The organism is Micrococcus sp. HOU01 (assembly GCF_035609305.1).
GTDB classification, from domain to species: Bacteria; Actinomycetota; Actinomycetes; order Actinomycetales; family Micrococcaceae; genus Micrococcus; species Micrococcus luteus.
This window is the reverse complement of record NZ_CP141211.1, coordinates 241590-264913: the sequence shown is the minus strand read 5'-3', so window position 1 is coordinate 264913 and position 23324 is coordinate 241590. Positions and strand designations below refer to the sequence as shown.

Below are 23324 nucleotides of genomic sequence, written 5' to 3'. Positions count from 1 at the left end.
CGAGGCGGCTGCCCGGCCGGGGGCGGCCACCCGGCCCCTCACCCCGTCATCGCCAGCACCAGCGGGGCCAGCAGGGCGGTGAGCACACCGGAGCAGGCCATGGCGAGGGCGGAGAACGCGCCGGTCTTCGGCCCCTCGGCGAGGGCACGGGCGGTGCCGATGCCGTGGGAGCTCACCCCGATGGCCAGGCCGCGCACACGGGGGTCGCGCACGCGCAGCCGGTCGAGCACCCAGGGGGCGAACACGGCGCCGAGCACGCCGGTGAGCACGGGGAGCACGGCGGCGAGGGAGACGATCCCGCCGCCGGCGTCGGCCACCGCCATGGCGATCGGCGTCGTCGCGGACTTGGGGGCGAACGTGGCGGCCAGCGCGGCGTTCCCGCCCATCAGCCGCACGATCAGCACGGCGCTCACCATGGCGGTCAGCGAGCCGACGGTGACCCCGACGGCGACCGGCAGCAGCAGCTTCCGGATGTCAGGGCCGGCCCGGTACAGGGGGACGGCGAGGGCCACGGTGGCGGGACCGAGCAGGAAGGTGAGGTAGCTGCCGCCGATCATGTAGGTCTCGTAGTCGATGCCGGTCAGGGCCAGGAACGCGGCCACCAGCACGATCGTCACGAGCACGGGCGTGAGCAGGGCGGTCTGCCGGGCGGCGAGCCACAGGCGGCGGGCGAGCACGGCGACGGCGAGGGTCAGCGCGATGCCGAACAGCGGCGTGTGCAGGAGCGCGTCCCAGGCCTCGGCAAGGGAGTCGGTCAGTTCGGCGGCGTTCACTGTGCGTCCTCCTTGTCCGTGAGGCGGCGGGCGAGCGGGGCGGCGACGCCGGCGGTGACCACCAGCCCCAGCAGCCAGGGCACCACAAAGCCGACCAGCATCAGCGCCCGGTGTTCCTGGATGAGGCCCAGCACCGCGACGACGCCGACGCCCGCCGGGACGAACAGCAACGGCAGGTGCTGGAGCAGGTGATGGCTCGCCGTCATCACCGGCGCGTCCTCGGCCGGCCGGCGCCACGCGAGCAGGCCGAGCAGCAGGAGCATGCCCAGCACGGCCCCGGGGATCGGCAGGTGCAGCGTGTCGGCCACGAGCGTGCCCGCCAGCTGGCAGAGCAGCAGGATCAGCAGGCCCTCGATCATCGGGGCTCACCTGCCTTGGACGGGCCCACGGACGGCAGGCCGGGGACGACGCCGCTCCCCGCGGCGTCGAGGTGCGCCTGCAGGGCGCGCTGGGCGTCCGCGGCGCGCCCGGCGGCCAGCTGAGCGCAGATCTCGGCGTGCCCATCGAGCAGTCGGCGGGCGGCGTCGACGGATCCGCCGGTGGCGGCGTGGATGAGGCGGGCCAGGCGGGGGGCGAAGGTGCGCACGACCTCGTCGAAGGCGGCGTTGCCGCAGGTGGCGATCACGTCCCGGTGGAAGCGCACGTCCAGCGCGGAGAACGCCGCGAGGTCGCCGGCGTCCAGGGCGGCGCGCTGCTGCTCCAGGTTGGCGGTGAGCGTGGCGACGAGGGGCCCGACGGCGTCGGGCCGCGCGGCGACCGTGGCGAGGGCGGTGGACTCGAGGAGGCCGCGCAAGGCCGTGAGGTCGGCCACGCTCTGCGGCGTGAGGGCCTGCACGGCCGCGCCCTTCTTGGGGAGGAGCCGCACCAGGCCCCAGCGCTCGAGCTGGAGGAGGGCCTCCCGGGCCGGCGTCCGGGAGATGCCGGCCTCCGTGGAGAGCTGGACCTCGGTGAGCATCTCCCCCGCGGCGATCTCACCGCGGACGATGCGCCAGGCGACGTCGTGGGCCAGGCGTCCGGCAGCCGTGGCACGACTGCCCCATAAGGGGTCGGAGAGTGGAGACATGCGGGCCAGAATAATCGGATGCATGCATGGATGTATGCATTGTGTCGGACTCGGATGAGGTCCGGGTGGGGAGGGGCCCAAGATGCCGGCGCCCACCCTCGCCCCATGACCGTCGCCATCACCCGTCTCGACCCCGCCGGCGCGGACCGCGCGGAGCTCATTGCGCTGCTCACCGGCAACGCGTGGCCCTTCCCTGTGCGCCCCACGTCACCCGGCCGGTGGCGAAGGAGGCCATCGAGGACGGCGGCAGGCACCACACACTGTCGGGTCACCAGCTCCCGATGTAGTCCTCCGGGCCGAGGAGACCCCGGGTGTCCGCCCAGGCTCCCCAGCGGTCGAGGAGGAGGGGGATGGCCTGGTCCTCCCACCAGGGCAGATGGACGAGGCCCTGACTCATGCCTCCGCGGTTGAACCGCTCCACGTTGACCTTGTCCTCCTCGTAAGGCTCGGCCCCCTCGAGGGAGCGATCGAGCGCATCGCGCAGGAGCCGGCCGAGTTCATACTCACTGGTGGGCATGGGGGTGTCGTCGAGCCGTTCAGCGAGCTCCTCCCAGAGACCCACGCTTCCCCGCAGCCCGTACTGGCGGGGGCGGCGGCGGAACAAGTCGCCGACGGTCGCGCGCGCCGACGAATCGGCCCCCACCACGTCCACACCACGCTTCGCCTGCTCCGCCATGGCCGTGCGGGCCTTCCGGATGCGCTGGCGGAGCAGCTGTGCTTCGGGGCTGGTGCCGCCGTAGGTGAGGTTCAACGGCGGGGTGTGCGTGTCGATCACAGGCTTCTCAATGTCTCCGAGCGGTGTCACTTCCGCGAACCCGGCGGGTGCCTGCCACACGCGGACGGCGAGGTGACGCCGCATCCAGGTGGTCAGCTGCTCGCCGCTCTCCGGGGTGAGGGTGAATCGACCCGCGGAGGCGACGGCGACCGGCTCCAGGTCCAGCCGATCCACCAGGAGTGCGGCCAGGGTGCGGCGCAGAGTGGAGTGCGCGGTGCCGCCGTCCGCGAAATGCTTGCGTTCCAGGCGGGCCCGCAGGCTGCCCTCGGCCTTGCCGATGTAAAGCACATCGCTTCGACTGACAGACGTGTCCAATCGCAGCTCGGCTCGCGCCGCGTCAGGATCCTGCGCGACAACCGCGTATAGCCCGGTCGAATCCGGCACGACCTCGCCGCTACGCCCACCGATGACCACACCGCCGTCCTCGACGCGTGCGAACAGCTGGGGACCGTTCTGCAGAGCATGGGAAGCGGCCGCGATGAACCCCACCTTAGTGGTCATGCCAATGTCCTCTCTTCGTCCGGGACATCTACCCCGGCTGCGCCTCGAGCCTACGGAGGGTACTGGACACGGTAGGCGCCCTTGCGATGGATCGCTGACCCCTCACCGCGCCAGGATCCACCGGTCCTCGGGGTCGAAGACGTGGAGGTTGTCGCATGCGAAGCCGCGCAGCCACGGGACGTGGTCCACGACACGCAGGTACAGGCCGCGGTGCACACCGGACTCGTCGCCGATCAGCTGCTCAGCGGACACGTTCATCCCGACGCCAACCGCGCACAGGCGGGCGAGGAGGTCGGCGGGGTCCTCCGGTGCGAGGTCGAGCGTGAGGGAGTCCCCGGAGAGCAGGCGCGTCATGGGGCCATCCTGCTTGGAGGGGAAACCGGCTGTAGGCCGGGTTCTGTACGGGTCAGGTGCGGGATTCCCCCGCAAACGGAGAGAGGAGCTGCTCCAGGCACTCGGCTATGCCGCCGCCGCTGAGCCGCACCTCCAGCGAGGAGCCGGAGCCCGGCGAGCCACGGGAGCAGGCCCAGCCGTCGATGGGAACCGCCGCGGACAGCCCGTGGCCAGGCCACGCGTCAACCAGTGCCGCGTCGAGCATGCGGCACGCCCACCTCTGCCGGCCGACACTCCGGCGGGCGGGGCTTCACGCCTCGTCGGGCGCCCGGTCCTCCGCGTCGCCGATGACATCCTCCAGCGCCTGCAGGTGGGGTTCGGCGTCGTCCCCGGCGCCCAGGTCGGCTAGCGCGAGGCGGAGGGCCTCGAGCAGCTCGCCGGCCTCCGGGTCCGCGGCGGCGGAACTCCAGCTCTCCCGCCAGGGCTCCTGGGTGGCGTCCTGCTGCTGGAGGAAGATGAGCCGCTCGACGTCGTCGGCCGGGATCTTGAGTTCCCCACCCCACGCCTGCATGGTCGTGACGTACGTCCGGTACCTGTCGGGGTAGGTCCAGCCGGCGCCGATCCGGACGTCGACGTCCTTCACATGCTCGGCGAACCAGGCGCGCACCACGGAGTCGAGGACGGGGGCGATGTCGGACTCCCGGTGGGCCTTGGTGAGGAAGTAGAGGTACTTGGTGCCGAAGGCCGCGCCGAGGTGCTTGAGGCAGCCAACCCCGCTCTTACGCTGCTGCCGGATGTGCTCGAAGGCCGCGGGCCCGCCCTGCTCGAGGGTGATGCGGGTGACGTCGGCGAGCTGCTCCTCAAACCCGGGCTGCGCCATGATGCGCTCCACCCGGGAGGGGCCGTAGCCGACCCGTCCGTATCCCCACACCATCGCGGCGATGAAGGCGTCCCGCTGCACGGCGCGGTCCTCGGCGGTCACCTTCGAGGCGTAACCGGTGACGACGGCGCGGGTCAGCGGCTCGCGCTCGAGGCAGGCGGGCAGGTCGGGCACGTGGGCCGTCCAGTGATCGAAGGACCAACGCGTCGGCTCGTCGGCGGGCCTGCCGGCGGCAGCCCACGCATCGAATGAGCGCTGGAGGGCAGGGGGTACGGCGGCAGCGGGAGTACTCGTCATGGCCACAGCGTAGGCCCAGCGGCGGAACGGGAGGCATGTGCCTTCAGTTCCGGCCCGGCCTGCCGCTCCCCTCCGCGATGGCGGTCAGACGGTCCACGTGGGCGGCCCAGCGGTCGGCGTCCCACGGGGGCAGGTTGTTCCCCGGGGCGCGCAGGCCGGCCTGCCCGTCGATCTGCTCCCGCAGGATGTCCGCGTGGCCGGCGTGCCGGGCCTCGTCCAGGGCGACGTGCGCGATGATCTGCGCGAGCGTGACCTCCGCCTTGTCGTCGGGCCACCACGCCACCCGCCCGGGGGCGTCGGCGTCGAGGGTCGTGATGGTCGCGTCCGCGTGGGCGAAGCAGCGGCGGGCGAACGCGAGGACGTCCTCGAGGGACTCACCCTCGGCGGCGAACATGTCCACGTTGTCCTCCTCCGGCTGCCCCGCCGCCGCCCAGGGCAGCTGCACCTCGGCGGGGCGGCCGAACGTCTCGCCGAAGTACGCCAGCTCGATGACGGCGGCGTGCTTGACCAGTCCCAGCAGGTTGGTGCCGGTGGGGGTGCGCGGCAGGCGGGCGTCGCGCTCGCTGAGGCCCTCGAGCTTCTGCAGGAGGGCCGCACGCTGGCGGTGCAGCCCGTCGTGGAGGATCTGCTTGTGGTCCATGGGGTGATCCTGCCGCAGATCGATCAGGCCGCGAACCCCCGCACGAGCTCGGCCACCCGCTCCGGCGCGTCCAGGTGCACGTCGTGCCCCGCGCCGGGCACCTGCACGTGCCGCACATCCGGGCGCCGCCGCATCTCGTCCAGCTCTCCGGCGGGCACGTACCCGTTCTCCCCGGTGATCAGCAGGGTTGGCGCGGTGATCTGCCCCCATTCCTCCCACCGGGGCCGCGCGTGGACGGGCCGCAGGGCGGTCTCCAGCACGTCGACGTCGAAGCGTGGCACCCAGCCGGCGTCGGCGTCCCGGGTGGAGCGCGGGGAGGGCGCGGTTGCGGGCGGCCCCGCCCCCGACTGGCCGTTGCGCACCGCGCGCCTGACGCTGCGCCCACACCGGGAGGACGACCTCGGCTGGCCCTGCCGGATCGGTGTCTCTGGTGGTGGGGAACGTGGGCATGCCCGTGGGGACGTGATCCTGTGGCTGACGGACCGCGAGTCATCCCGCGGGCCTCACCTCGTGTGTTCGCCCGCCCGGATGGCCGGGACACTACATACGGCACTGAGGCTGGTCAGCCCGGTAGACCACCCCCGTCAACCTCGCCGGCCCGCACGCGCGGCGAACTCGTCCAGACAGGCGAGCACCTCGGTGGCCAGCCACACCCGGTTCCGACGCTGAGCGGACACGGCCTGCAGAGCGCCGGCCTCGACAAGCTGGTCCACGGCCCGCTGGGCGGCCGGGCGCGAGACACCCAGCGCCTGGGCCAGATGGTCCACGGTCACGGCGGGTTGCGCGATGATCACCGCGAGCGCCCGCCAGACCGCCGCGTCCCGCCGGGCGGTGAGCCGCTCGCGCCAGCCGGTCAGGGCCTCGTCCAGGTCCGCGACGAGCTCTCGGCCGTTGCCGACGGCGGCCAGGGCGGCCTGCGCGAAGCGGCGCACGATGGGCGCGGGGTCGCCGTCGCGGTAGGCGGTGAGGGCGTCGAAGTATCCGGCCGTGTCCGTGAGGAGTCCCGCGGAGAGGGGCACCCCCATTCGGGTGATCGCGCCGGCCCGGTGCAACACGGCGTGCACGAGGACGCGCCCGGTGCGGCCGTTGCCGTCCGCGAACGGGTGGATGGTCTCGAACTGGGCGTGCGCGATGGCGGCCTGCACGAGGGCGGGCACATCCGTGCGTCGCAGGTAGGCGAAGAGATCGTCCATCCCGGCACGCAGGCGCTCCGGGTGGGGCGGGACGAACTGCGCCGTGTGCGGCGTGGGCGCCCCGCCCCCGGTCCACCCCTGCGCATCGCGGTAGGCGCCCGGGCGGGAATGCTCCTGGCCGTCCATGAGGGCACGATGGGCGGCCAGCAGGGCGGGCTCGTCGAGGTCGGCGGCCAGCCGGGAAGCAGCGCCCATGGCCCTCACGTTCGCCGCCACGAGCGCTGCGTTCGGGCGGGTGCGTTCACCGAGAGTCGCCAGGGCGAGGGCTCGCGCGCCCGCGGTGATGTGCTCGATCTGCGAGGAGGACGCGGACTCGGTGCGCAGGAGCACCGCGTTGATCGGGGCGATCTCGCCGGTGAGCCCCGGGAGGGCGTGGCTGATCTCGGCGTCGAAGCGCACGACGGCGGCCGTCGCCTCCTCGACCTCGGTCGCCAGATCAGAGGGCAGGTCGAGCCCGAGTCGGGCGATGCGGGCCGGGAGCGCGGCTCGATACGGGCCCGAGGCGCGCACGCGAGCGCGCCGGGTAAGGATGCCGGCGTCGTCGGGGTCCGCGGTCCAGGGGCGCTCCTCCGAGCCGATGGCCGTACTGGTAGTCCGATCCGTACCCATACGGGCATCCTACGCAACGATATGGATCGATCGTTGCGTAAGAGCCATCATTGTGCACGGACACTGCTGAGCCGCGCGATCGCCTCGGCGCGCGCGGCCGGGCACACTGCTACGAGCCCGGGAGCACGTAGTGCGCTGCGCGCCGCTCCCCACGCAATTCGAGGAGGCCTTCTTCCGTCATGCTCTTGAGCACCGCTCTCGCTGCCGTGGGCGCGATCTGGCACAGTTCCGCGGCTTTGCTACGGGTAATGGACCCGAACTCGCGGACGTAGTCAGCGATCAGCCGGCGCTGCTGGATTCGGTCGACCGGACGCAGGCGCAGGTAGGCGGCTCGGTCTTCGGCCAGCTCATAGAACCGCGCGGTCAGCATGTACCGCTGCGCCCGGCCGTTCCCACGCGCCTCCAGGACGCCGGCCTCGACGAGTGCGGTGGCAGCTCCGCGCACGTCCGCCACGGGCAGCCGAAGGCGTTCCGACGCCTCCGCCGCCCCCGCAGGCCCTCCGTGCTTGATCCCGTGGACCATTCGCAGCTCGGTCAGGGTGAGTGCGCGCTGGCCCTCGTTCTGCCTGCGGGCAAGGAAGATCAGCAACTCCCTGTCCTCGTCACCCAAGGGGACGTCGACGATCACGGACCGCTGCGTGGAGCGTCCGTAGTCCGGTGCGCCACGGCCGGCTCGGAGCTGCGAGGCGAACATGTCCTGCACGCCCTTTCCCCTGCGCTCGACGAGCCCGGCGCGCTTGAACACATTCGCCAGGGCGGGGCTGCGGGGAGCCGAGCGGTTCAGGATGTTGGCCGGTGAGACGTCACGGGGGAACCCGCCAGGGCTTGCGACGGAGAACGTGGACCCGGTGAGGGTCACCTGAATCGGCCCCACTTCGGCGTAGTCGCGGTGTACCAGTGCATTGGCGATCGACTCGCGTCGCACACTCTCTGACAACAGGGGGACATCCACACGGACGAGACCCACCTCTACGGGTGTGACGGAGTTCCGCAGTGCCAAGCGCGCCTCGATCTCCTCGAATGCACTCAACAGGGGAAGCAGCAGGTCTTCGTTTGCCTCTAGACCATGGGGCCGGGAGTCCTGGAAGAGGACTTCTGCGGTGGGCGCCCACCGGCGCAGGGCCTCTGACGTGCCGAAGACAAGAATCGCGCCGAGGCTGATGCCGCCGTCGGGGGTGAGGAGGTCCAACGCCCGCAGCAGCTCCGCATCGGCGAGCTCCGCCAGCCCTTTGTCGCCGGCGGACTGGGCGGCGAGCCGCCGGAACCGATCGAACTCGCCTGGATCGAGGTGTGCCCACTCTGCTCCGCGCGCTTCCGCCCGGGCATAGTCCAGCCCGATCCCGTCGAACCCGGCCCGCAGGACGTCCATCGGTGTCATCGGCATGCACGCGGGGCGACCGTCCGGCCCCACGAGGCGCTTGACGAACAGCCCCTTGCGCGTACCGACGAACGAGGACTTCGCCTGGGGGACGGTGATGACCGCCACGTCTTTGCCCTCCCAGGGGACCACCTCGACGTCCACGCTCAACGGTGGCACGATGCCGTTCTGGATGCGTCCAGCCAAGAGGTCTGCGTCCACAGGGCCGCCGTGGTCCCCCGTCGCCCCGACGACGGTGCCGTCGTCATCAACACCGACGAGGATCAGGCCCCCGGTTCCGTTGGCCATGCAGACGACGGCCTGGTAGAGGTTGTCCTTCCCCAGCCGTCGTTTGAACTCGACGTCCAGGGTCTCGCCCGCGGCGAGGAGAGGTCCAAGATCCATGCCATAAGTATCCATAGTTATGGAGCGATGAACCATCGTTCGCTCGTGCTTGCCATAACTTTGAGCATCTTTGGTGCGCGAAACGCCCCGTAGCTCCTCTCGCGCCCCCTTTCACCCCGCCGGGCGCAGCCGCTCCGCGGGCAGGGTCAGGGTGATGCTCGCGGCGGGGTCGATGCTCTTGGCGACCTCCCCGACGGCGCCGTCCACCGTGGGTGCGATGGTCACCTGCGTGCGCGTGACCTCCTGGATGCGCACCCGCACGGGTTCGCCGATGCCGTCGGCCGGGTCGAGCAGCCAGTCCTCAGCGAGCGCACGCAAGCCGATCGTGTCGAGGACAGCCTCAGCCTCGTGCAGTTCCATGGGCTCGCCTCGGCGTCGGTGGAGGAGGTCGTGCGGCACGAAGAGGTCACCGACCATCTCGATGTAGCCGACGTGCTCGCCGTCGTCGGAACGCAGGTGGTCGAAGATGGCGGACATGGGGCCAGAGTAGCCGCGGGGATCGAACGTCCGAGGGGAGCCGTTCGCGTCACAACGTGCGCGTCACCCGGGGTGTGCCGTCCTCGTTCCACCGGAACAGGGTCAGGTGCCACAGCCCGGGGGCCGTGCGGGACGGGTCGATCAGCCCGTGCGCGCCGGCCTCCTCCAGGCGGCGGCGGACCGCCCACGACGACGGCTCCTCCCCCACCTCCGCGGCCGGCTTCCACGGGGCCATGGCGTCGGCGAGGTCGACGCCGAGGGCCGCGAGTGCCTCGGCGTCGCGCAGATCCACGATCCGTTCGGCGTGGACGTCGAAGGTCAGCAGCTCGCGCGGCGGGGTGGTCGCGTCCGTGTGAGCAACCATGGCCGCGTCCACTCCTTCCGGTGAGGAGCTGAGGTAGAGCGTGGGTGCGTCCGGCGGCGAGTACCGACCGGCGGAGCGGGAGCCGCGAAGGGCGCTATCGACGAACCGAGCCTCCACGGCGCGGTAGAACGTGCCAGCGACCGCGGTGAAGGGCGAGGGGGTCATGAGGTCACCCTGCCGGGGAGACGGACCGGCTGTAAGCCGGGTTCTGCGCGCCCGCCTCACTCCCCCAGCGGCCGCATGGCATCCTCGAGCCGCTCGGGGCTCATGTGCACCTCGGGAATGAGCAGCAGGCTGGGCTCGTCGGGGTCGATGCACTCGCGCCAGTAGGCGGCGTGGCGCTCGTCGAGACAGTGGGTGGAGTCGCTGAGCTCGGCACCGTCCTCGCCCTGGAGGGTGTACCACCACAGATACAGGGCGTCCCCGACGGTCTCGGAGAAGATCGTCTCCACGTACATCCGCTCGGGCTCCACGGTCTCGCGGAACGCCTCGGGGTTCTCCCGCAGGAACGCGATCCACTCGCGGGCACGCTCCTCCTTGCCGGCGCGGACGCGGAACCTCTCCATTTCGATCCTCATGGGCCGCCAGCCTACGGATCCTCCCGACGACGGCGGCGGGCCGCGGCCGTCTCCCTGGGATGAAGGACTCCCGCACTGGCCGCGCTCATCGGAGGTGACGAGACCAGAACGGATCCGAGGACCAGCCCACCGGAACGCCCATCCCGTGGAGGTTCATCTCGGGCCTGTCATGCAGGAGCTCGTACAGGCGGTCGGCCCAGCGGCTGCGCGGCGAGACCGTGTCCAGAAGGGACTGGAGCGAGACGAGCACCGGGTACAGACGCTGGCGGGACGCCTCGGGAACGGCCTCGGCACCGGAGAGCCACGAGATGGCGGGTGACTTGGGGATCATGGGGGTCACGCCGAGGCCCACATTCCAGAGGCGGCCGTGGTGGGCGCAGATGTTCCGCACGCGCACGTAGACCTGCAGCCACGAGGTGAGCACCGTGTCGGTCGACCCCACGCTGGCCGCCACCGCCACACGATCTGAGCGACGCGCGAGGTTGCGGTACAGGCCCGCCAGCTGCCCGATGGTCAGGGACTCCACCATGAGCCAGGACGGGGGCAGCTCCGGCTTCCGATAGGTCATCAGGTAGTGCTCCAGCGCCGAGGGGTGGTGGATCCGGTCATGACCGGACTCGGCCAACCCCAGCAGCCGGCTCCGTACCAGACGGCGGACGACGTCGAGGAGGTCAGCGTGCCGCTGTCGGTCGCGGAAGTGCGCGGCGTCGATGTACCAGTGCGCGTCGTCATAGGTCGTGGACATGTGGTCGGTCAGGGCTGCGCGGACCGCGACTTCCACACGCTCGAGGGCGTCGAGGCAATGAAGCCGCAGCTTGCGATCGAAGACGTACAGGTCCAGGACGTCGTCGAACTCGGCACCGGGGGTGAAGGTGTGAGTGGATCGCTCCGCCTGGAAGGGGATCGTGTAGGGGGAGAGCCGGTAGTACCCGAGGTGCCGCAGGTATCGGAGAGCGCGGTCCCGGTCCGGAACCACGAGCCCCCGGCTCTCAAGCTGCTCGAGCATCCGCTCGTGGGAGAGAGGGGGCTTCGTGAAGGTCTCCGACCCCCGTGCCCGCATGGTCCGTCCCACTTCACCCTCCCGTTCCGGCACGAAGCAGCGCCAGGCAAAGAAAAATCCCCCAAGTGCGCATCGTGGAGAGGCGTGGGGGATGTAGTGGGTTCAGTGTAGCACCTGAGAAGTCCGTGCCGATGCCGGGCCGGTGGAGCGGTCTGGGCACCCGGCCGCGCCCCCTCACAGCGCCAGAATCCAGCGGTCCTCGGGGCCAAAGACATGGAGGTCATCGCACGTGAAGCCGCGCAGCCTCGGGACGTGGTCCACCACGCGCAGGTACAGGCCGCGGTGCACGCCGGGCTCGTCGCCGAGGGACGGGCTGAGCACATGCGCGGAGCCGTCGGGCGCGCGGCCGTGCCGAAGCACGGAGTCCGGCGCGTTCGCCTGGTCCAGGGTGGCCATGCGCAGCAGCGGGGCGACGGTGGGCGGGCACTCCCGCAGGCCCGCCGCCTCAACCGCTCGCCGCAGCTCGGGGAGGGTGCCGCCGTCGGGCAAGCCGAGCTCGGCGAGCGTGCGCTCGACGACGGTCACTCGGATCGGCGCGTCGACGCGCACCCACGCGTCGGCGATCAACTGCTCGGCGGACGCGTTCATCTCGACGCCAACCGCGCGCAGGCGGGCGAGGAGGTCGGCGGGGTCCTCCGGTGCGAGGTCGAGCGTGAGGGAGTCCCCCGAGAGCAGGCGCGTCATGGGGCCATCCTGCCTCGACAGAAAACCGGCTGTAAGCCGGGCTCTGTGCGGGTCAGGTGCGGGATTCCCCCGCAAACGGAGAGAGGAGATGCTCCAGAGCCAGCAGTGACACCGCCCGGGGCACGCGTCACCCGGGGCGCGCCGTCCTCGTTCCGCCGGAACAGGGTCAGGTGCCACAGCCCGGGGGCCGTGCGAGACGGGTGTCGATCAGCCCGTGCGCACCGGCCTCCTCCAGGCGTCGGCGAGGTCGATGCCGAGGGTCGCGAGCGCCTCGGAGTCACGCAGGACCACGATCCGTTCGGCCTCCACATCCCGAACCGAGGCAGCGACCGGAGGAGCACTGCGCCGGCCCCAGCCAGGTCAGAGGGGGCGGCTCGTTCGACGGAACCGGTCCGCCCCGACGGTGAACGTGCGACCCTCGACGGGTTCCGGCAGCTCCTTGCCCTCGACGGCCTGGGGCGTGACGCGAGCGAGCACATGGCGGTTCTTCTCCTCCACCAGGTAGTAGGCGTCCCGGTTGCTGAGGCTGTCGCTGAGACCGAAGAGTCCGTAGGGGGTGTCGAAGGCGAGCATCAGCCCCCACTCGAGGAACTCCTGCACCCGGTTATTGGACCGCATCCGCGCGAGGGGGTAGATGGCCGCGTCAGGGAAGGCGTCGCGCACGGCCCGGTGACTCTTCGCGCCCAGGGGTCGACCGGCCGGCTTGTACGGCTCAAGGGAGGCGACGTCCACGGGATGCCGAAGCACGGCGGGCGCCGCGCCGTCCCCGGTGCCGTCCAGCAGATGGTCCACGCTGACGCCGAACAGGGCTGCCATCGCCCGCAGGTTGTCCACGTCGGGGATGCCGCGTCCCGCCTCCCACTTCGTCACTGCCTGCCGGGAGACGTGCAGCCGGTCCGCAAGCGCGGCCTGGGAGAGCCCGTTGCGGGTGCGGAGCTCCTTGATGCGCTGGGTGAGTGCCATGGCCCTGTCCTTTCCTGGAGGAGACGGTCACAGTCTGCATCGGGTTGTCCACCCAGGGGTATGCGGCGGGACGGAAGGGGGCGCTACCTGCCGGCGCACACCGGCTACGCCGCGTTGCCCCCGCTCTGACATGGGCGTTTATGGGGTGGGGCGGGTAAGGCAGCTCAGACTCGCGCGAGGAAGTCGGAGGCGAGCATCGCGTAGGTGACGCCGTCGACCCAGCCGCGCGTGAGGTGCAGCGACTCCTCCCGGAAGGTGCCCTCGTGTCGCAGGCCGACCTTCTCCATGACGCGCAGGCTGGGCGCATTGTCCGCGAAGGCCTCCGCCTCCACGCGGTGCACGCCCAGGCCTGTGAAGGCCAGCTTCAGCAGGGCGCCGGCGAGCTCGGTGGCGTAGCCCTGGCCGGCATGGGCCGGGTGGATGGTCCAGCCGATCTCCGCCTGTGCGTCGCGGGCCTCCTCGCGAGGGCCGCCCTGGCTCCACGCGTCCTGCACGGCCAGCTTCCCCACGCCGATGATCGCCTCGCCCGCGCGGACCGTCAGTCGGTCGCCGGCGGCGAGGTAGCTCTCCCGAAGCTCGGCGGCGGACCCAGCCCGCCCCGACGTCCACGTCCAGACCTCCTGGAGGCAGCAGAAGTCGAAGACGGCAGGGGCGTCGTCGGCGGCGAACGGGGTGAGCGTCAGGCGCTCGGTGCGCAGCGGGAAGACGACGCCGCGGCGCGCGGCGAGGTCGGCGAAAGGGGTGGGCATGGGGCCACGGTAGCGGGCGGCGGTGACGTCCCCTCCCCTACTCTCGGCCCCATGGACGTCACCTTCACTCCACTCGACCCGGCAGGCGCCGACCGGGACGCGCTCGTCGCCCTGCTCACCGAGAACGCGTGGCCGTTCCACACGCGCCCGCGCGTCACCCGGCCGGAGGCGGAGAAGGCCGTCGATGGCGGCGCCTGGGAGGATGAGGACCACCGCACCTTCTGGATCGAGCATCCCGAGCACGGCCGCGTCGGCGTGGTGCGCCTGGAGGACCTCACGGACCCCACCCCCTTGTTCGACCTGCGCGTGGCGGAGCGGTTCCGCGGGCGCGGGCTCGGCGCGCAGATCCTCACCGCGATCACCCGGCACGTCTTCGAGACGATGCCTGCGGTGGACCGCTTCGAGGGCCAGACCCGCGAGGACAACGTCCCCATGCTGCGCACCTTCCGCCGGGCCGGCTGGGTCAAGGAGGCGCACTACCGGCGCGGCTGGCCCGTGGACGGCGGCGAGCCGCTCGCGTCCGTGGCCTACGCAATGTTGCGCCAGGACTGGGCGTCCGGCACGACGACGCCGGTCCCCGCCGACGTCGACGCCCCGCCCCCGGCGGGGCGCAAGGAGGGCGCGGCTGCGGGCGGCCGCGCCCCTGACTGGCCGTTGCCCACCGCGCGGCTGACGCTGCGGCCGCACCGGGAGGACAACCTCGGCTGGTTGCAGGAGATGTACACGCAGCCCGAGGTGGTGCGCCACCTGCTGGACGAGCCCTGGGACGAGGCGACCGCGCGGGCGAAGCTGGCCAAGCGGATCACGTGGGACGACCTCGGCGGCCCATCCGGGGCGGTGTCCCTGGTGGTGGAGCACGCGGGCGTCCCCGTGGGTGACGTGATCCTGTGGCTGACGGACCGCGAGCGCGGTGTCGCGGAGATCGGCTGGGCACTGGATCCGCGGCATGCCGGTCAAGGCTTCGCCCGGGAGGCCGCGGCTGCGCTGCTGGACCTGGGGTTCGAGACGTCTGGCCTGCACCGGGTGGTGGCACAGATGGATGCCCGCAACACGGCGTCCGCCCGACTGGCCGAGACGCTCGGGATGCGTCGAGAGGCACACCACCGGCAGGACCTGTGGAGCAAGGGCGAGTGGACGGACACCCTCGTCTACGCGATGCTCGCGAGCGACCGGGGGGTGAGGGGCCATCTATGACGACGAAGGCAACGTCAGCTCCGGAAGAACCGCCTCGGGCCCCGTGGCGAAAGAGAAATCCCCCACGTGCGCATCGTGGAGAGGCGTGGGGATGCGGTGATGTGAACGTTCGCATCCATGCGCACCGAGGTCGGCGTGTCGGGCGCAATCCGTGCCGCCGAACGGACTTCTACGCTCACCCCATGCAGCTCGAGACCGTGAGGGGGTGGACTCGCGAGGCTCACCAGGTGTGCGGACCGAGGTCCTCGAGGATCTCCAGGTCGAGAAGCCACTCGTCAGGGCGGGGAGTCTCGGGGAGCACCGGCTCGTAGGCGCCGACGTAGACGACCTCCCCCAAGCCGAGGCCGGTGGCCTCCTCTGGCTCAAGGATCGTCAGGTCAGCGTGGCCGGGGACGCGGTCGATCTCGGCGAGCCGCCCCGAGGGCCACACCTTGTGTGCCGCCCTCACCACGGCCCGCACACGACGCAACGGGATCGACCCGGCGGGGCTGCCGTCGTCGTGATGGGTGACGACCCAGCCTGCAGAGACCAGGGGCCCAGCCTGACTCACTCCCCGGGAGGGCAGCAGGATCAGCTCGTGGACTTCCCCCACGGCGATCGGGTCACCGCAGCATTCCTGCTCCCAGTCCGAGAGCGAGGCGCGGCCGACGGCGCCGACGGTGATGTCCATGGTCGGAGTGTAGGGGCGGGGCCTCACCCGTGGGCACGCGTCGCCCGAGGCGCTCCGCCCTCGTTCCAGCGGAACAGGGTGAGGTGCCACAGTCCGGGGACCGTGCGAGACGGGTCACCTCCACGCGGGCCAACGTGCCCCTGTACGAGCCGCTCGGGTTCCGCGAGACCGTACCCGACGCGTGCATACCCGCGACCCGGGAGTGACATCATGGACCTCGGCTCGCGCTGATACCGGATCTCGTGATATGACACCAGGTATCGTGAGCCACGCCACTACACTGTGCCTCCACCGATAAAGGAGCAACCCCTCCATGCCGACCCTGCGAACCGTCCCCCTCTCCGCCGCCACGCGGGAGGATCACCTCGCCCGCCTCCGGGCCACCAGCCCGGAGGCCCCCCTCGACATCCTGATCGTGGGCGGCGGCTCCACCGGCGTGGGCGCCGCGTTCGACGCGGCCACCCGCGGCCTCGACGTGGGCATCGTCGAGGCCCGCGACTGGGCCTCCGGGACGTCGTCCCGCTCCTCCCGCCTCATGCACGGTGGCCTGCGCTACCTCGAGATGCTGGACGTCAAGCTGGTGTACGAGGCGCTGCGTGAGCGCGACCTGCTGCTCACCCAGACCGCGCCCCACCTGGTGCGCCCCCTGCGCTTCGTCTTCCCGTTCTTCCACAAGGTGATCGACCGCGGCTTCATCGGCGCCGGGGTCACCATGTACGACGCCATGCAGTCGCTCGGACGTCGCCGCGCGATGGGCGCGCACCGCCATCTCAGCCGCCGCTCCATGGCCGCGACCTTCCCCTCCCTCGATGACGAGAAGATCGTCGGCGCGGTCGAGTACGCCGACGCCCAGTTCGACGACGCCCGCCTGGCCATGATGCTCGTGCGCTCCGCCGTGGACCACGGCGCCGTGGCCGCCAACTACACCGCCGTCACCGGCTACCTGCGCGGCGACGACGGCCGTGTGCAGGGCGTGCGTGTCCGCGAGGAGACCTCCGGCGAGGAGTTCGACGTGCACGCGCGCGCCGTCATCCTGGCCGGGGGCGTCTGGACCCAGGAGCAGCAGGAGCTGGCCGAGGCCGACGGCGGCCTCGAGGTGCTCGCCTCCAAGGGCGCCCACATCACCGTGCCCCGCGACCGCATCCGCGCCGACGCCGCCACCGGCGTGATCACCAAGACGGAGAAGTCCGTGCTGTTCCTCATCCCGTGGGACGAGTACTGGGTGATCGGCACCACGGACACCCCGTGGGCGGAGGACGTGGCCCATCCGGCCGCCACCGCGGACGACATCGACTACATCCTCGAGCACGCCAACGCGGTGCTGAAGGAGGACCTCACGCGAGACGACGTGATCGCCACGTACGCCGGCCTGCGGCCGCTGCTGCAGCCGGTCACCGGGTCCGACGGCGGCTCCACCAAGATCTCCCGTGAGCACACCGTCACCGAGGTGGCCCCCGGCCTCACCGCCGTGGCCGGCGGCAAGTGGACCACGTACCGGGCCATGGCCGAGGACGTCGTGGACTTCGTGGTGCGCGAGACCCACCCGACCCGTCCCAGCCTCACCGAGCGCATCCCCGTGCTCGGCGGCCTCGGCTACTCGGAGATCGAGGCGGAGGCGGACCGCATCGCCGCCGACTACGGCCTGGACGAGGCCCGCGTGGACCGGCTCCTGTTCCGCTACGGCACCGTGCTGCGCCACGTGCTCGACCTGATCGACGCAGACCCGTCCCTGAGCGTCCCTCTCGCCGAAGCGCCGCGCTACCTGCGCGCCGAGATCGTCCACGCGGCCCGGGCCGAGGGCGTCGTCCACCTGGACGACGTCATCGAGCGCCGCACGCGCCTGTCCACCGAGGTCCGCGACCGCGGCGTCGCGGCAGCCGAGGAGATCGCGTCCCTCGTGGCCCCCGAGCTGGGCTGGGATGACGAGCGCATCGCGGGTGAAATCCGCGCGTACAAGAGCCTCGTCGCCGCCCGCCTCCGCGGCGAGACCGCCCACGACGACGTCACCGCCGCCGCCGCACTCGCAGCCGCCGACGCCACCCCCACCCACTGAAAGGAGCCCGTCCATGGGCACGATCTTCCTGTATGAGATCGCCGGCACGGCGATGCTCATCCTGCTCGGCGTCGGCGTCGTCGCCAACGTCGTCCTGACGAAGACCAAGGGCAACGGCGGAGGCTGGCTGCTCATCAACTTCGGCTGGGGCCTGGCTGTCTTCGCGGGCGTCTACGTCGCTTCCGCGACCGGCGCGCACCTGAACCCCGCCGTGACCGTCGGCCTGCTCGTCAGCGGCGCCGAGGAGTACGCCCCCGGCATCGCCGTGACCCTCGGCACCACGCTCGCATACTTCGCGGCGGAGCTGATCGGCGCCTTCCTCGGCGCGGCCCTGGCCTGGCTGGCCTACCGCGACCACTACCAGGCGGAGACGGATCAGGGGGCGATCCTGGGCACCTTCGCCACAGGCCCCGAGATCCGCAACCCGCTGTGGAACATGGTCACCGAGGTGATCGCCACGTTCGTCCTGGTGTTCGTGATCCTGCTCTTCGGCTCCACCCCCTCCGGGCTCGGCCCGCTCGCGGTGGCCCTGCTCGTCGTCGCGATCGGCGCGAGCCTGGGCGGCCCCACGGGGTACGCCATCAACCCGGCTCGAGACCTGGGCCCCCGCCTGTTCCACGCCGTCGCGCCGATCCGGCACAAGGGCAGCTCGGACTGGGGCTATTCCTGGGTGCCGATCGTCGGCCCGCTCGTCGGCGCCGCCCTGGCCGGCCTCGCCGCGCCGCTGTTCGTCTGAGCGGTCTGCCCGTCCAACCCCGGCGGGCACGTTCCCCTGCGGGAACGTGCCCGCCACCCCCACACCCCCGTGACCACCTACGAAGGAGTAGGACATGACCACCCCCCGCTACGTGATGGCCATCGACCAGGGCACCACGTCCACGCGCGCGATCCTCTTCGACCACAGTGGGGCCATCGTGTCCACTGGTCAGCGCGAACACGAGCAGATCTTCCCGCGCGCCGGCTGGGTAGAGCACGACCCGGTGGAGATCTGGACGAACACCCGCGAGGTCATCGGCGAGGCCCTGGCCCGCGCCGAGGTGACCCGACACGACGTTGCCGCCGTGGGCATCACCAACCAGCGTGAGACCACCGTGGTGTGGGACCGCAACACCGGCAAGCCGGTGTACAACGCCATCGTGTGGCAGGACACCCGCACCGACCGCATCTGCGAGCGCCTGGCCGGCGACGACGGCGCGGACCGCTACAAGGAGCGCGTCGGACTGCCCCTGGCCACGTACTTCTCCGGCCCCAAGGTGGCCTGGATCCTGGAGAACGTGGACGGTGCCCGGGAGGCCGCCGAGAACGGCGACCTCATCTTCGGCACCACGGACTCGTGGCTCGTGTGGAATCTCACCGGCGGCGGCGACGGCGGCCGACACGTCACCGACGTCACCAACGCCTCCCGCACCATGCTGATGAACCTGGACACCCTCGACTGGAACGAGGAGATCTGCGCGGACATGGGCATCCCGATGTCCATGCTCCCGGAGATCGTCAGCTCCTCCGCCGAGGTGGGCACCGTGTCCGGCCAGCAGCTGCTGCGCGAGACGCCGATCACCGGCATCCTGGGCGACCAGCACGCGGCGACCTTCGGCCAGGCGTGCTTCGAGGTCGGCCAGGCCAAGAACACGTACGGCACCGGCAACTTCATGCTGATCAACACCGGCGAGAAGCCGGTGCACTCGGACAACGGCCTGCTCACCACGGTGGCGTACCGCATCGGCGACCAGAAGCCGGTGTACGCGCTGGAGGGCTCGATCGCCGTCACCGGCTCGCTGATCCAGTGGCTGCGGGACAACCTCGGGATGATCGGCAGCGCCCCGGAGGTCGAGACCCTTGCCGCCGGTGTGGAGGACAACGGCGGCGTGTACTTCGTCCCCGCGTTCTCCGGCCTCTTCGCCCCGCACTGGGACGCCACGGCCCGCGGAGCCATGGTGGGCATGACCCGTTACGTCAACAAGGGGCACATCGCCCGCGCAGCGCTTGAGGCCACCGCCTTCCAGAGCCGCGAGGTCCTGGACGCCATGAACGCGGACTCCGGCGTGGACCTCACCGAACTGAAGGTCGACGGTGGCATGGTCGCCAACGAGCTGCTCATGCAGTTCCAGGCGGACCTGCTGCGCGTGCCCGTCGTGCGCCCCAAGGTCATCGAGACCACCGCCCTCGGCGCCGCCTACGCCGCAGGCCTGGCGGTGGGGTTCTGGGCGTCCCAGGACGAACTCGTGGCCAACTGGGAAGAGGACAAGCGCTGGGAGCCCACCATGGACGAGGAGGATGCTGAGCGCGCCCTGCGGCTGTGGAAGAAGGCCGTGGAACGCTCCCGCGACTGGGTCGACGAGGACGTCGTAGCGGCCCAGGGCTGAGCCGTCCGGCCCGTAGGTCGGTCCGGCCGGCCCCGTGCGCCCCGGGCCGGTCCGGGCCGGTCCGGGCCGGTCCGGCCCCCTCCGGAAGGACCCCGTGCAGCACTACCCCCTCGTCGGCCGCCTGCGCGCGGAGCAGGGCGGAGTCGGTGCCGTTGCCATCGGCGCAGTGGCCAGGCCCGAGGTGCCCGGCTGCTCCGACGTCAAGCTGTCCTCACCCAGGGCGTCCTCTTCCCCCGCCGCTTCCGCCCAAGGCGGCGGTGGCCAGGCAGGCGAAGTAGTCCGCATCCACGTGTCGGCCGTCCTTGGTGGCGCTCCGATGTGGAATCTCCTCGGAGAGGTTCTCCTCGTCCGCGTTGTTCGCCGAGGCCACCACCTTTTCGAGGCCGGCCACCTCGGGCCGGAGTTCGCGCGCCCGTCGTCGCATCCTGCCCTAGCCGGTCCACTCATGGGTGCGTTCGGTGAGGGCGTCGAATGGGTTCTCACACGCCGACAATCGGCGTGCTCGTTCGACGACGTTGGACGCCAGGATGTCCCGGAGCATCGTCGTCTTGCCGGTTCCGGGTGGGCCGTTCACACCCATCAGACCCGCCCGCGCGACGACATCAATGCGGGCGGCTTGCAGATGCCCCGTGTGCTCGTGGGCAGTCACATTCGAGGAACTCAGCGATGGCTGCAGTGCCGGGATGGCGCGCTTGTCCTCTTCCCCGAGGCTCGGCGCGGGCAATCCATCCCCCGTCTGACCTTCGCCCTCTCCCCCAGGACAACGAAGTCCGTTCAGTTCCGGTTCAGTCCGAACCGGCGCGTCATCAGAGCCTCCTTGTAGTGCTTCTCCGCGGCGTCGATCTGGGCCTGCGGGGTGTTGGAGCCGAACACGCGCAACAGGCTGAACGTGTACCGCTCCGGTTGGGCGGGGTCGAGCTCCAGGGCATCCCGGAGGGCGACGTTCCCACCATGCCCGTCACGGGCGTAGGCCGCCCACCGTCCGAGCACACCACCCTCGCCGTCGGCCTTGCCGACGTAGCACTGGCCCGCGGTCTCGTCGGCGATCAGGTAGATCCCGCGTACGGCCTGCAGGGCAGTGCGCCAGCCTGCGTAGCGGGTCTCGGCCACCATTGACTGCAGGTCCCCGTAGCTGAGCAGCACGTGGTCGAAGCCGGGGAACGCCTCGGTGGTGGGGTCGGCGATCTCCAGGACGGGGAACCGCGCCGCCAGGGGGCCGCGCTTGGCCCAGTTCACGGGATCTGCGGACCACTCCACCACCAGGCGCTCCTCGAGGGAGGCCAGCAGCGGCACCGGCGCAACGTCGTAGTACCGGTGCCGCTCCGTGCGCTCAGCCACGGCTTCCCCGCGGTTCTCGTACACGGCGGTGAGGCGAGAACGACGCCCGCCCTCCCCCATGAAGATGAGCCAGTGGCGGGCAGGCTCCTTCGGGAACTTCCCCACGTGGTGCTGCTCCCGCGTGTAGGCGAGCACGCGCTCCGGAGTGGCTGCCGCCCGCGATGGCAGCCCCGACTCCTTGTAGGTGTGACGGATGGCAAGAACCTCGTGCGGGTCCAGGCCAGCGGCGTCGAGCACCGACCCGAGAGTCAGGACGAACGGCTCGGGAACCGGATCAGAGTGCGGCATAGGACCTCATTCTGCTCATGGGACGGATCCACATCGACAGATTGACACTTCAGACTCACAGTCGACCACCAAGGGGGGCTCTCAAGAGCGGCAGTGTCAGTCTCCCGCCCCTCTGGCCGACACCAGTCGGTACCGGGTGTCCTTGTGGCCCTGACCGCCGGTCATCTCCGCCAGCCCGTCGAGCAGCGGCTGGCGGAGCGCGTAGCGGATCTGCCGCGCGGTCAGCATGGTGGCCTCCTCCAGGTCGCGGATGCCCACCGCCTCCCCCGCGGCCAGGGCACCGAGGACGCGCCCCTCGTGGCGGGTGGGCGCGGAGCTGGGCGGCACGGCCGATGACGGCGCATCCGCCTTCACGTCGGGCACCTCCTCCACGGGGGGTGTCCGCGCAACCTCCACGGCGGGCTCCCGCCGATGCGGCCGAGCCTCGTCGGGCCGCGGCCGCCAGAGGAGGGCCTTGAACTGGACCCCCGTGTCGATGAGCTGGGGCCGGCCCAGCCCCCACTGACGAGCGGACCGGAACACCTCGTGGATGCCGCCGCCCTCGCCCTCGATGACGGAGGCGCCGTCCGGCGTCGTGAGCTTCTTGGCGATCTGGTACAGCCGCTGATTGACGGCGGCCTGGGCGTGTTCGTCACTTTCGAGCTGGGTGAGTGACACTCCGCGGAGGCCGCCCGGGCTCTGGATGAACAGGGCCCGGTCCGTGAGCCGCACCTGGATGGCCTTGCCCGCGCCGAGGGTGTCGGGGCCGAGGTCGCGGTGCACGAGGGCGTTGCCGAGGAGTTCACGGACGGCGGCGAGCGGGAGCTCGGGGCGGCGCTCGAGCTGACCGTCGGGGCGGTACACGTGCTCGGTCCCGAGGTTCTGGCGCACCCAGGCCATCACCTCGTCGAACAGCACGGGGACGGGGCCGGTGAAGTCCGTGAGGTTGCGGCTGCGCGCCTGCCCCTCTCCGCCGCGCACCTGGACGGCGGCGGTGACGGTGAGCCCCGGATAGCGGCCCTGCGGGTAGTCGCCGAGGGCGTAGAGGCCGGCCAGGGTGGGCTCCCCGGCGGCGGTGAGGACGTTGGTCTGGCGGAGGATCTCCTGGTGCGTGCGGTCGCGGAGGCGGCGGTCCCGCTCGCGCACGGCCGCCACGTAGTCGGTCACGAGCTCGGGGACCAGGTCCTCCTCGCTCATCCCGGTGACGGGCTTGACGTCGTAGTCCACGCGCTCGTCGGCGTGGAGCTTGGCGACCTCCAGCATGCGCAGCTCGTGCGCGTGCATCACGTAGTCGCCGTCGGACTGGCGGAGATAGGCCTGCCCTCGCACCGTTGCGGGCCGGTCCGTGAGGCGCAGGGGCACCACGTGGGCGACGAGCACGTCCTTCCCGTCCAGGCGGAAGACCTGGGGCAGGAGGGTCGGGCTGGGCGTGACGGCCTCGCGCGCCTGGGCCACGAGCCCCGCCTCCAGCACGGCGACGTCGGGCACGCCCACCACGCGGAACTCGCCGTGCGCCTCGTCGACGCCGCAGACGACGGTTCCACCGGCGGGCATGTTGGCGAAGGCGCCCAGCGTCTCCGGCATGGAGGGGACGCCGCCCGTGGCCCGCTCGACCTCGACCGAGGTGGTGTCGCCACGACGCGCGCGGAGGGCTTCGAGGGTGGCCGTCAGAGCGTCAGATGACCAATTCACAGTGACAACTGTAAGTCACGGTGTCAGTGTCGGGCTGACGAGTCCC

At 71.3% G+C, this 23324-nt stretch carries 24 protein-coding genes; 4 read left to right on the top strand and 20 right to left on the bottom strand.

Annotated elements, in window-relative coordinates:
* Nucleotides 1–38: 38 nt before the first annotated feature.
* From SOY78_RS01235 to SOY78_RS01155, 17 genes are all read right to left on the bottom strand, one after another.
* The gene (locus SOY78_RS01235; protein ID WP_036384512.1) at nucleotides 39–773 is read right to left on the bottom strand and encodes an LrgB family protein; all 735 of its coding nucleotides are present in this window, start codon (nucleotides 771–773) and stop codon (nucleotides 39–41) included.
* Nucleotides 770–1132, bottom strand: a complete 363-nt coding sequence (locus SOY78_RS01230; RefSeq protein WP_036384510.1) for a CidA/LrgA family protein — start codon at nucleotides 1130–1132, stop codon at nucleotides 770–772. Before SOY78_RS01230 ends, SOY78_RS01235 begins: the two co-directional genes overlap by 4 nt.
* A complete protein-coding gene (locus tag SOY78_RS01225) occupies nucleotides 1129–1836 on the bottom strand; it encodes a GntR family transcriptional regulator (protein WP_036384508.1) in 708 nt (235 codons plus the stop codon). The genes SOY78_RS01230 and SOY78_RS01225 overlap by 4 nt, the downstream gene beginning before the upstream one ends.
* A 268-nt stretch (nucleotides 1837–2104) precedes the next feature.
* Nucleotides 2105–3112 (bottom strand): GIY-YIG nuclease family protein, encoded by a 1008-nt coding sequence (locus SOY78_RS01220; RefSeq protein ID WP_052007111.1) that lies wholly within the window; start codon nucleotides 3110–3112, stop codon nucleotides 2105–2107.
* Nucleotides 3113–3214: 102 nt separating this feature from the next.
* A complete protein-coding gene (locus tag SOY78_RS01215) occupies nucleotides 3215–3466 on the bottom strand; it encodes a hypothetical protein (RefSeq protein ID WP_324701674.1) in 252 nt (83 codons plus the stop codon).
* A gap of 289 nt (nucleotides 3467–3755) precedes the next feature.
* Entirely contained in the window at nucleotides 3756–4622 is an 867-nt protein-coding gene (locus SOY78_RS01210) for a hypothetical protein (protein WP_182488582.1), read from the bottom strand.
* Nucleotides 4623–4665: 43 nt separating this feature from the next.
* Nucleotides 4666–5262 (bottom strand): DinB family protein, encoded by a 597-nt coding sequence (locus tag SOY78_RS01205; RefSeq protein ID WP_324701673.1) that lies wholly within the window; start codon nucleotides 5260–5262, stop codon nucleotides 4666–4668.
* Between the two features lie 23 nt (nucleotides 5263–5285).
* Nucleotides 5286–5624, bottom strand: a complete 339-nt coding sequence (locus tag SOY78_RS01200) for an alpha/beta fold hydrolase (RefSeq protein WP_324701672.1) — start codon at nucleotides 5622–5624, stop codon at nucleotides 5286–5288.
* Between the two features lie 222 nt (nucleotides 5625–5846).
* The gene (locus tag SOY78_RS01195) at nucleotides 5847–7064 is read right to left on the bottom strand and encodes a Fic family protein (protein ID WP_324701671.1); all 1218 of its coding nucleotides are present in this window, start codon (nucleotides 7062–7064) and stop codon (nucleotides 5847–5849) included.
* A gap of 109 nt (nucleotides 7065–7173) precedes the next feature.
* Nucleotides 7174–8826 carry an RNA-binding domain-containing protein gene (locus SOY78_RS01190; protein ID WP_324701670.1) on the bottom strand — a complete coding sequence of 551 codons (1653 nt, stop codon included), beginning with the start codon at nucleotides 8824–8826 and terminating at the stop codon, nucleotides 7174–7176.
* 111 nt (nucleotides 8827–8937) lie between these two features.
* Complete coding sequence (locus SOY78_RS01185) at nucleotides 8938–9303, bottom strand: serine/threonine protein phosphatase (RefSeq protein ID WP_088477507.1); 366 nt, start codon at nucleotides 9301–9303, stop codon at nucleotides 8938–8940.
* Between the two features lie 49 nt (nucleotides 9304–9352).
* Nucleotides 9353–9832 carry an RES family NAD+ phosphorylase gene (locus tag SOY78_RS01180; protein ID WP_324701669.1) on the bottom strand — a complete coding sequence of 160 codons (480 nt, stop codon included), beginning with the start codon at nucleotides 9830–9832 and terminating at the stop codon, nucleotides 9353–9355.
* Between the two features lie 56 nt (nucleotides 9833–9888).
* Nucleotides 9889–10245 (bottom strand): DUF6176 family protein, encoded by a 357-nt coding sequence (locus SOY78_RS01175; RefSeq protein ID WP_324701668.1) that lies wholly within the window; start codon nucleotides 10243–10245, stop codon nucleotides 9889–9891.
* 85 nt (nucleotides 10246–10330) lie between these two features.
* Nucleotides 10331–11251, bottom strand: a complete 921-nt coding sequence (locus tag SOY78_RS01170) for an Abi family protein (protein WP_236601310.1) — start codon at nucleotides 11249–11251, stop codon at nucleotides 10331–10333.
* Nucleotides 11252–11479: 228 nt separating this feature from the next.
* The gene (locus tag SOY78_RS01165; RefSeq protein WP_135019596.1) at nucleotides 11480–11989 is read right to left on the bottom strand and encodes a hypothetical protein; all 510 of its coding nucleotides are present in this window, start codon (nucleotides 11987–11989) and stop codon (nucleotides 11480–11482) included.
* A gap of 360 nt (nucleotides 11990–12349) precedes the next feature.
* Nucleotides 12350–12952: a helix-turn-helix domain-containing protein gene (locus SOY78_RS01160; RefSeq protein ID WP_141843698.1), complete on the bottom strand. Its 603-nt coding sequence runs from the start codon at nucleotides 12950–12952 to the stop codon at nucleotides 12350–12352.
* A 164-nt stretch (nucleotides 12953–13116) separates the two neighbouring features.
* Complete coding sequence (locus tag SOY78_RS01155) at nucleotides 13117–13701, bottom strand: GNAT family N-acetyltransferase (RefSeq protein ID WP_135019597.1); 585 nt, start codon at nucleotides 13699–13701, stop codon at nucleotides 13117–13119.
* A gap of 51 nt (nucleotides 13702–13752) precedes the next feature.
* Between SOY78_RS01155 and SOY78_RS01150 the strand changes: the two genes are divergently transcribed.
* Nucleotides 13753–14895: a GNAT family N-acetyltransferase gene (locus SOY78_RS01150; protein WP_324701667.1), complete on the top strand. Its 1143-nt coding sequence runs from the start codon at nucleotides 13753–13755 to the stop codon at nucleotides 14893–14895.
* A 220-nt stretch (nucleotides 14896–15115) separates the two neighbouring features.
* On the opposite strand, the gene SOY78_RS01145 is transcribed toward SOY78_RS01150, so the two are convergent.
* Nucleotides 15116–15565, bottom strand: coding sequence for a hypothetical protein (locus SOY78_RS01145; RefSeq protein ID WP_141843699.1), 450 nt, complete (start codon nucleotides 15563–15565; stop codon nucleotides 15116–15118).
* Between the two features lie 313 nt (nucleotides 15566–15878).
* Between SOY78_RS01145 and SOY78_RS01140 the strand changes: the two genes are divergently transcribed.
* The 3 genes from SOY78_RS01140 (at nucleotide 15879) to glpK (ending at nucleotide 19981) form a co-directional block, all read left to right on the top strand.
* Nucleotides 15879–17618 carry a glycerol-3-phosphate dehydrogenase/oxidase gene (locus SOY78_RS01140; protein ID WP_145951258.1) on the top strand — a complete coding sequence of 580 codons (1740 nt, stop codon included), beginning with the start codon at nucleotides 15879–15881 and terminating at the stop codon, nucleotides 17616–17618.
* A gap of 13 nt (nucleotides 17619–17631) precedes the next feature.
* On the top strand, nucleotides 17632–18354 hold the full coding sequence (locus tag SOY78_RS01135; protein ID WP_145951259.1) for an MIP/aquaporin family protein: 723 nt from the start codon (nucleotides 17632–17634) through the stop codon (nucleotides 18352–18354).
* A 94-nt stretch (nucleotides 18355–18448) separates the two neighbouring features.
* Nucleotides 18449–19981 (top strand): glycerol kinase GlpK, encoded by a 1533-nt coding sequence (gene glpK, locus SOY78_RS01130; RefSeq protein WP_324701666.1) that lies wholly within the window; start codon nucleotides 18449–18451, stop codon nucleotides 19979–19981.
* A gap of 774 nt (nucleotides 19982–20755) precedes the next feature.
* On the opposite strand, the gene SOY78_RS01125 is transcribed toward glpK, so the two are convergent.
* Both SOY78_RS01125 and SOY78_RS01120 read right to left on the bottom strand, forming a co-directional pair.
* Entirely contained in the window at nucleotides 20756–21607 is an 852-nt protein-coding gene (locus tag SOY78_RS01125; protein WP_237069447.1) for a GIY-YIG nuclease family protein, read from the bottom strand.
* Nucleotides 21608–21703: 96 nt separating this feature from the next.
* Complete coding sequence (locus SOY78_RS01120) at nucleotides 21704–23278, bottom strand: ATP-binding protein (protein ID WP_237069448.1); 1575 nt, start codon at nucleotides 23276–23278, stop codon at nucleotides 21704–21706.
* Nucleotides 23279–23324 lie beyond the last annotated feature (46 nt).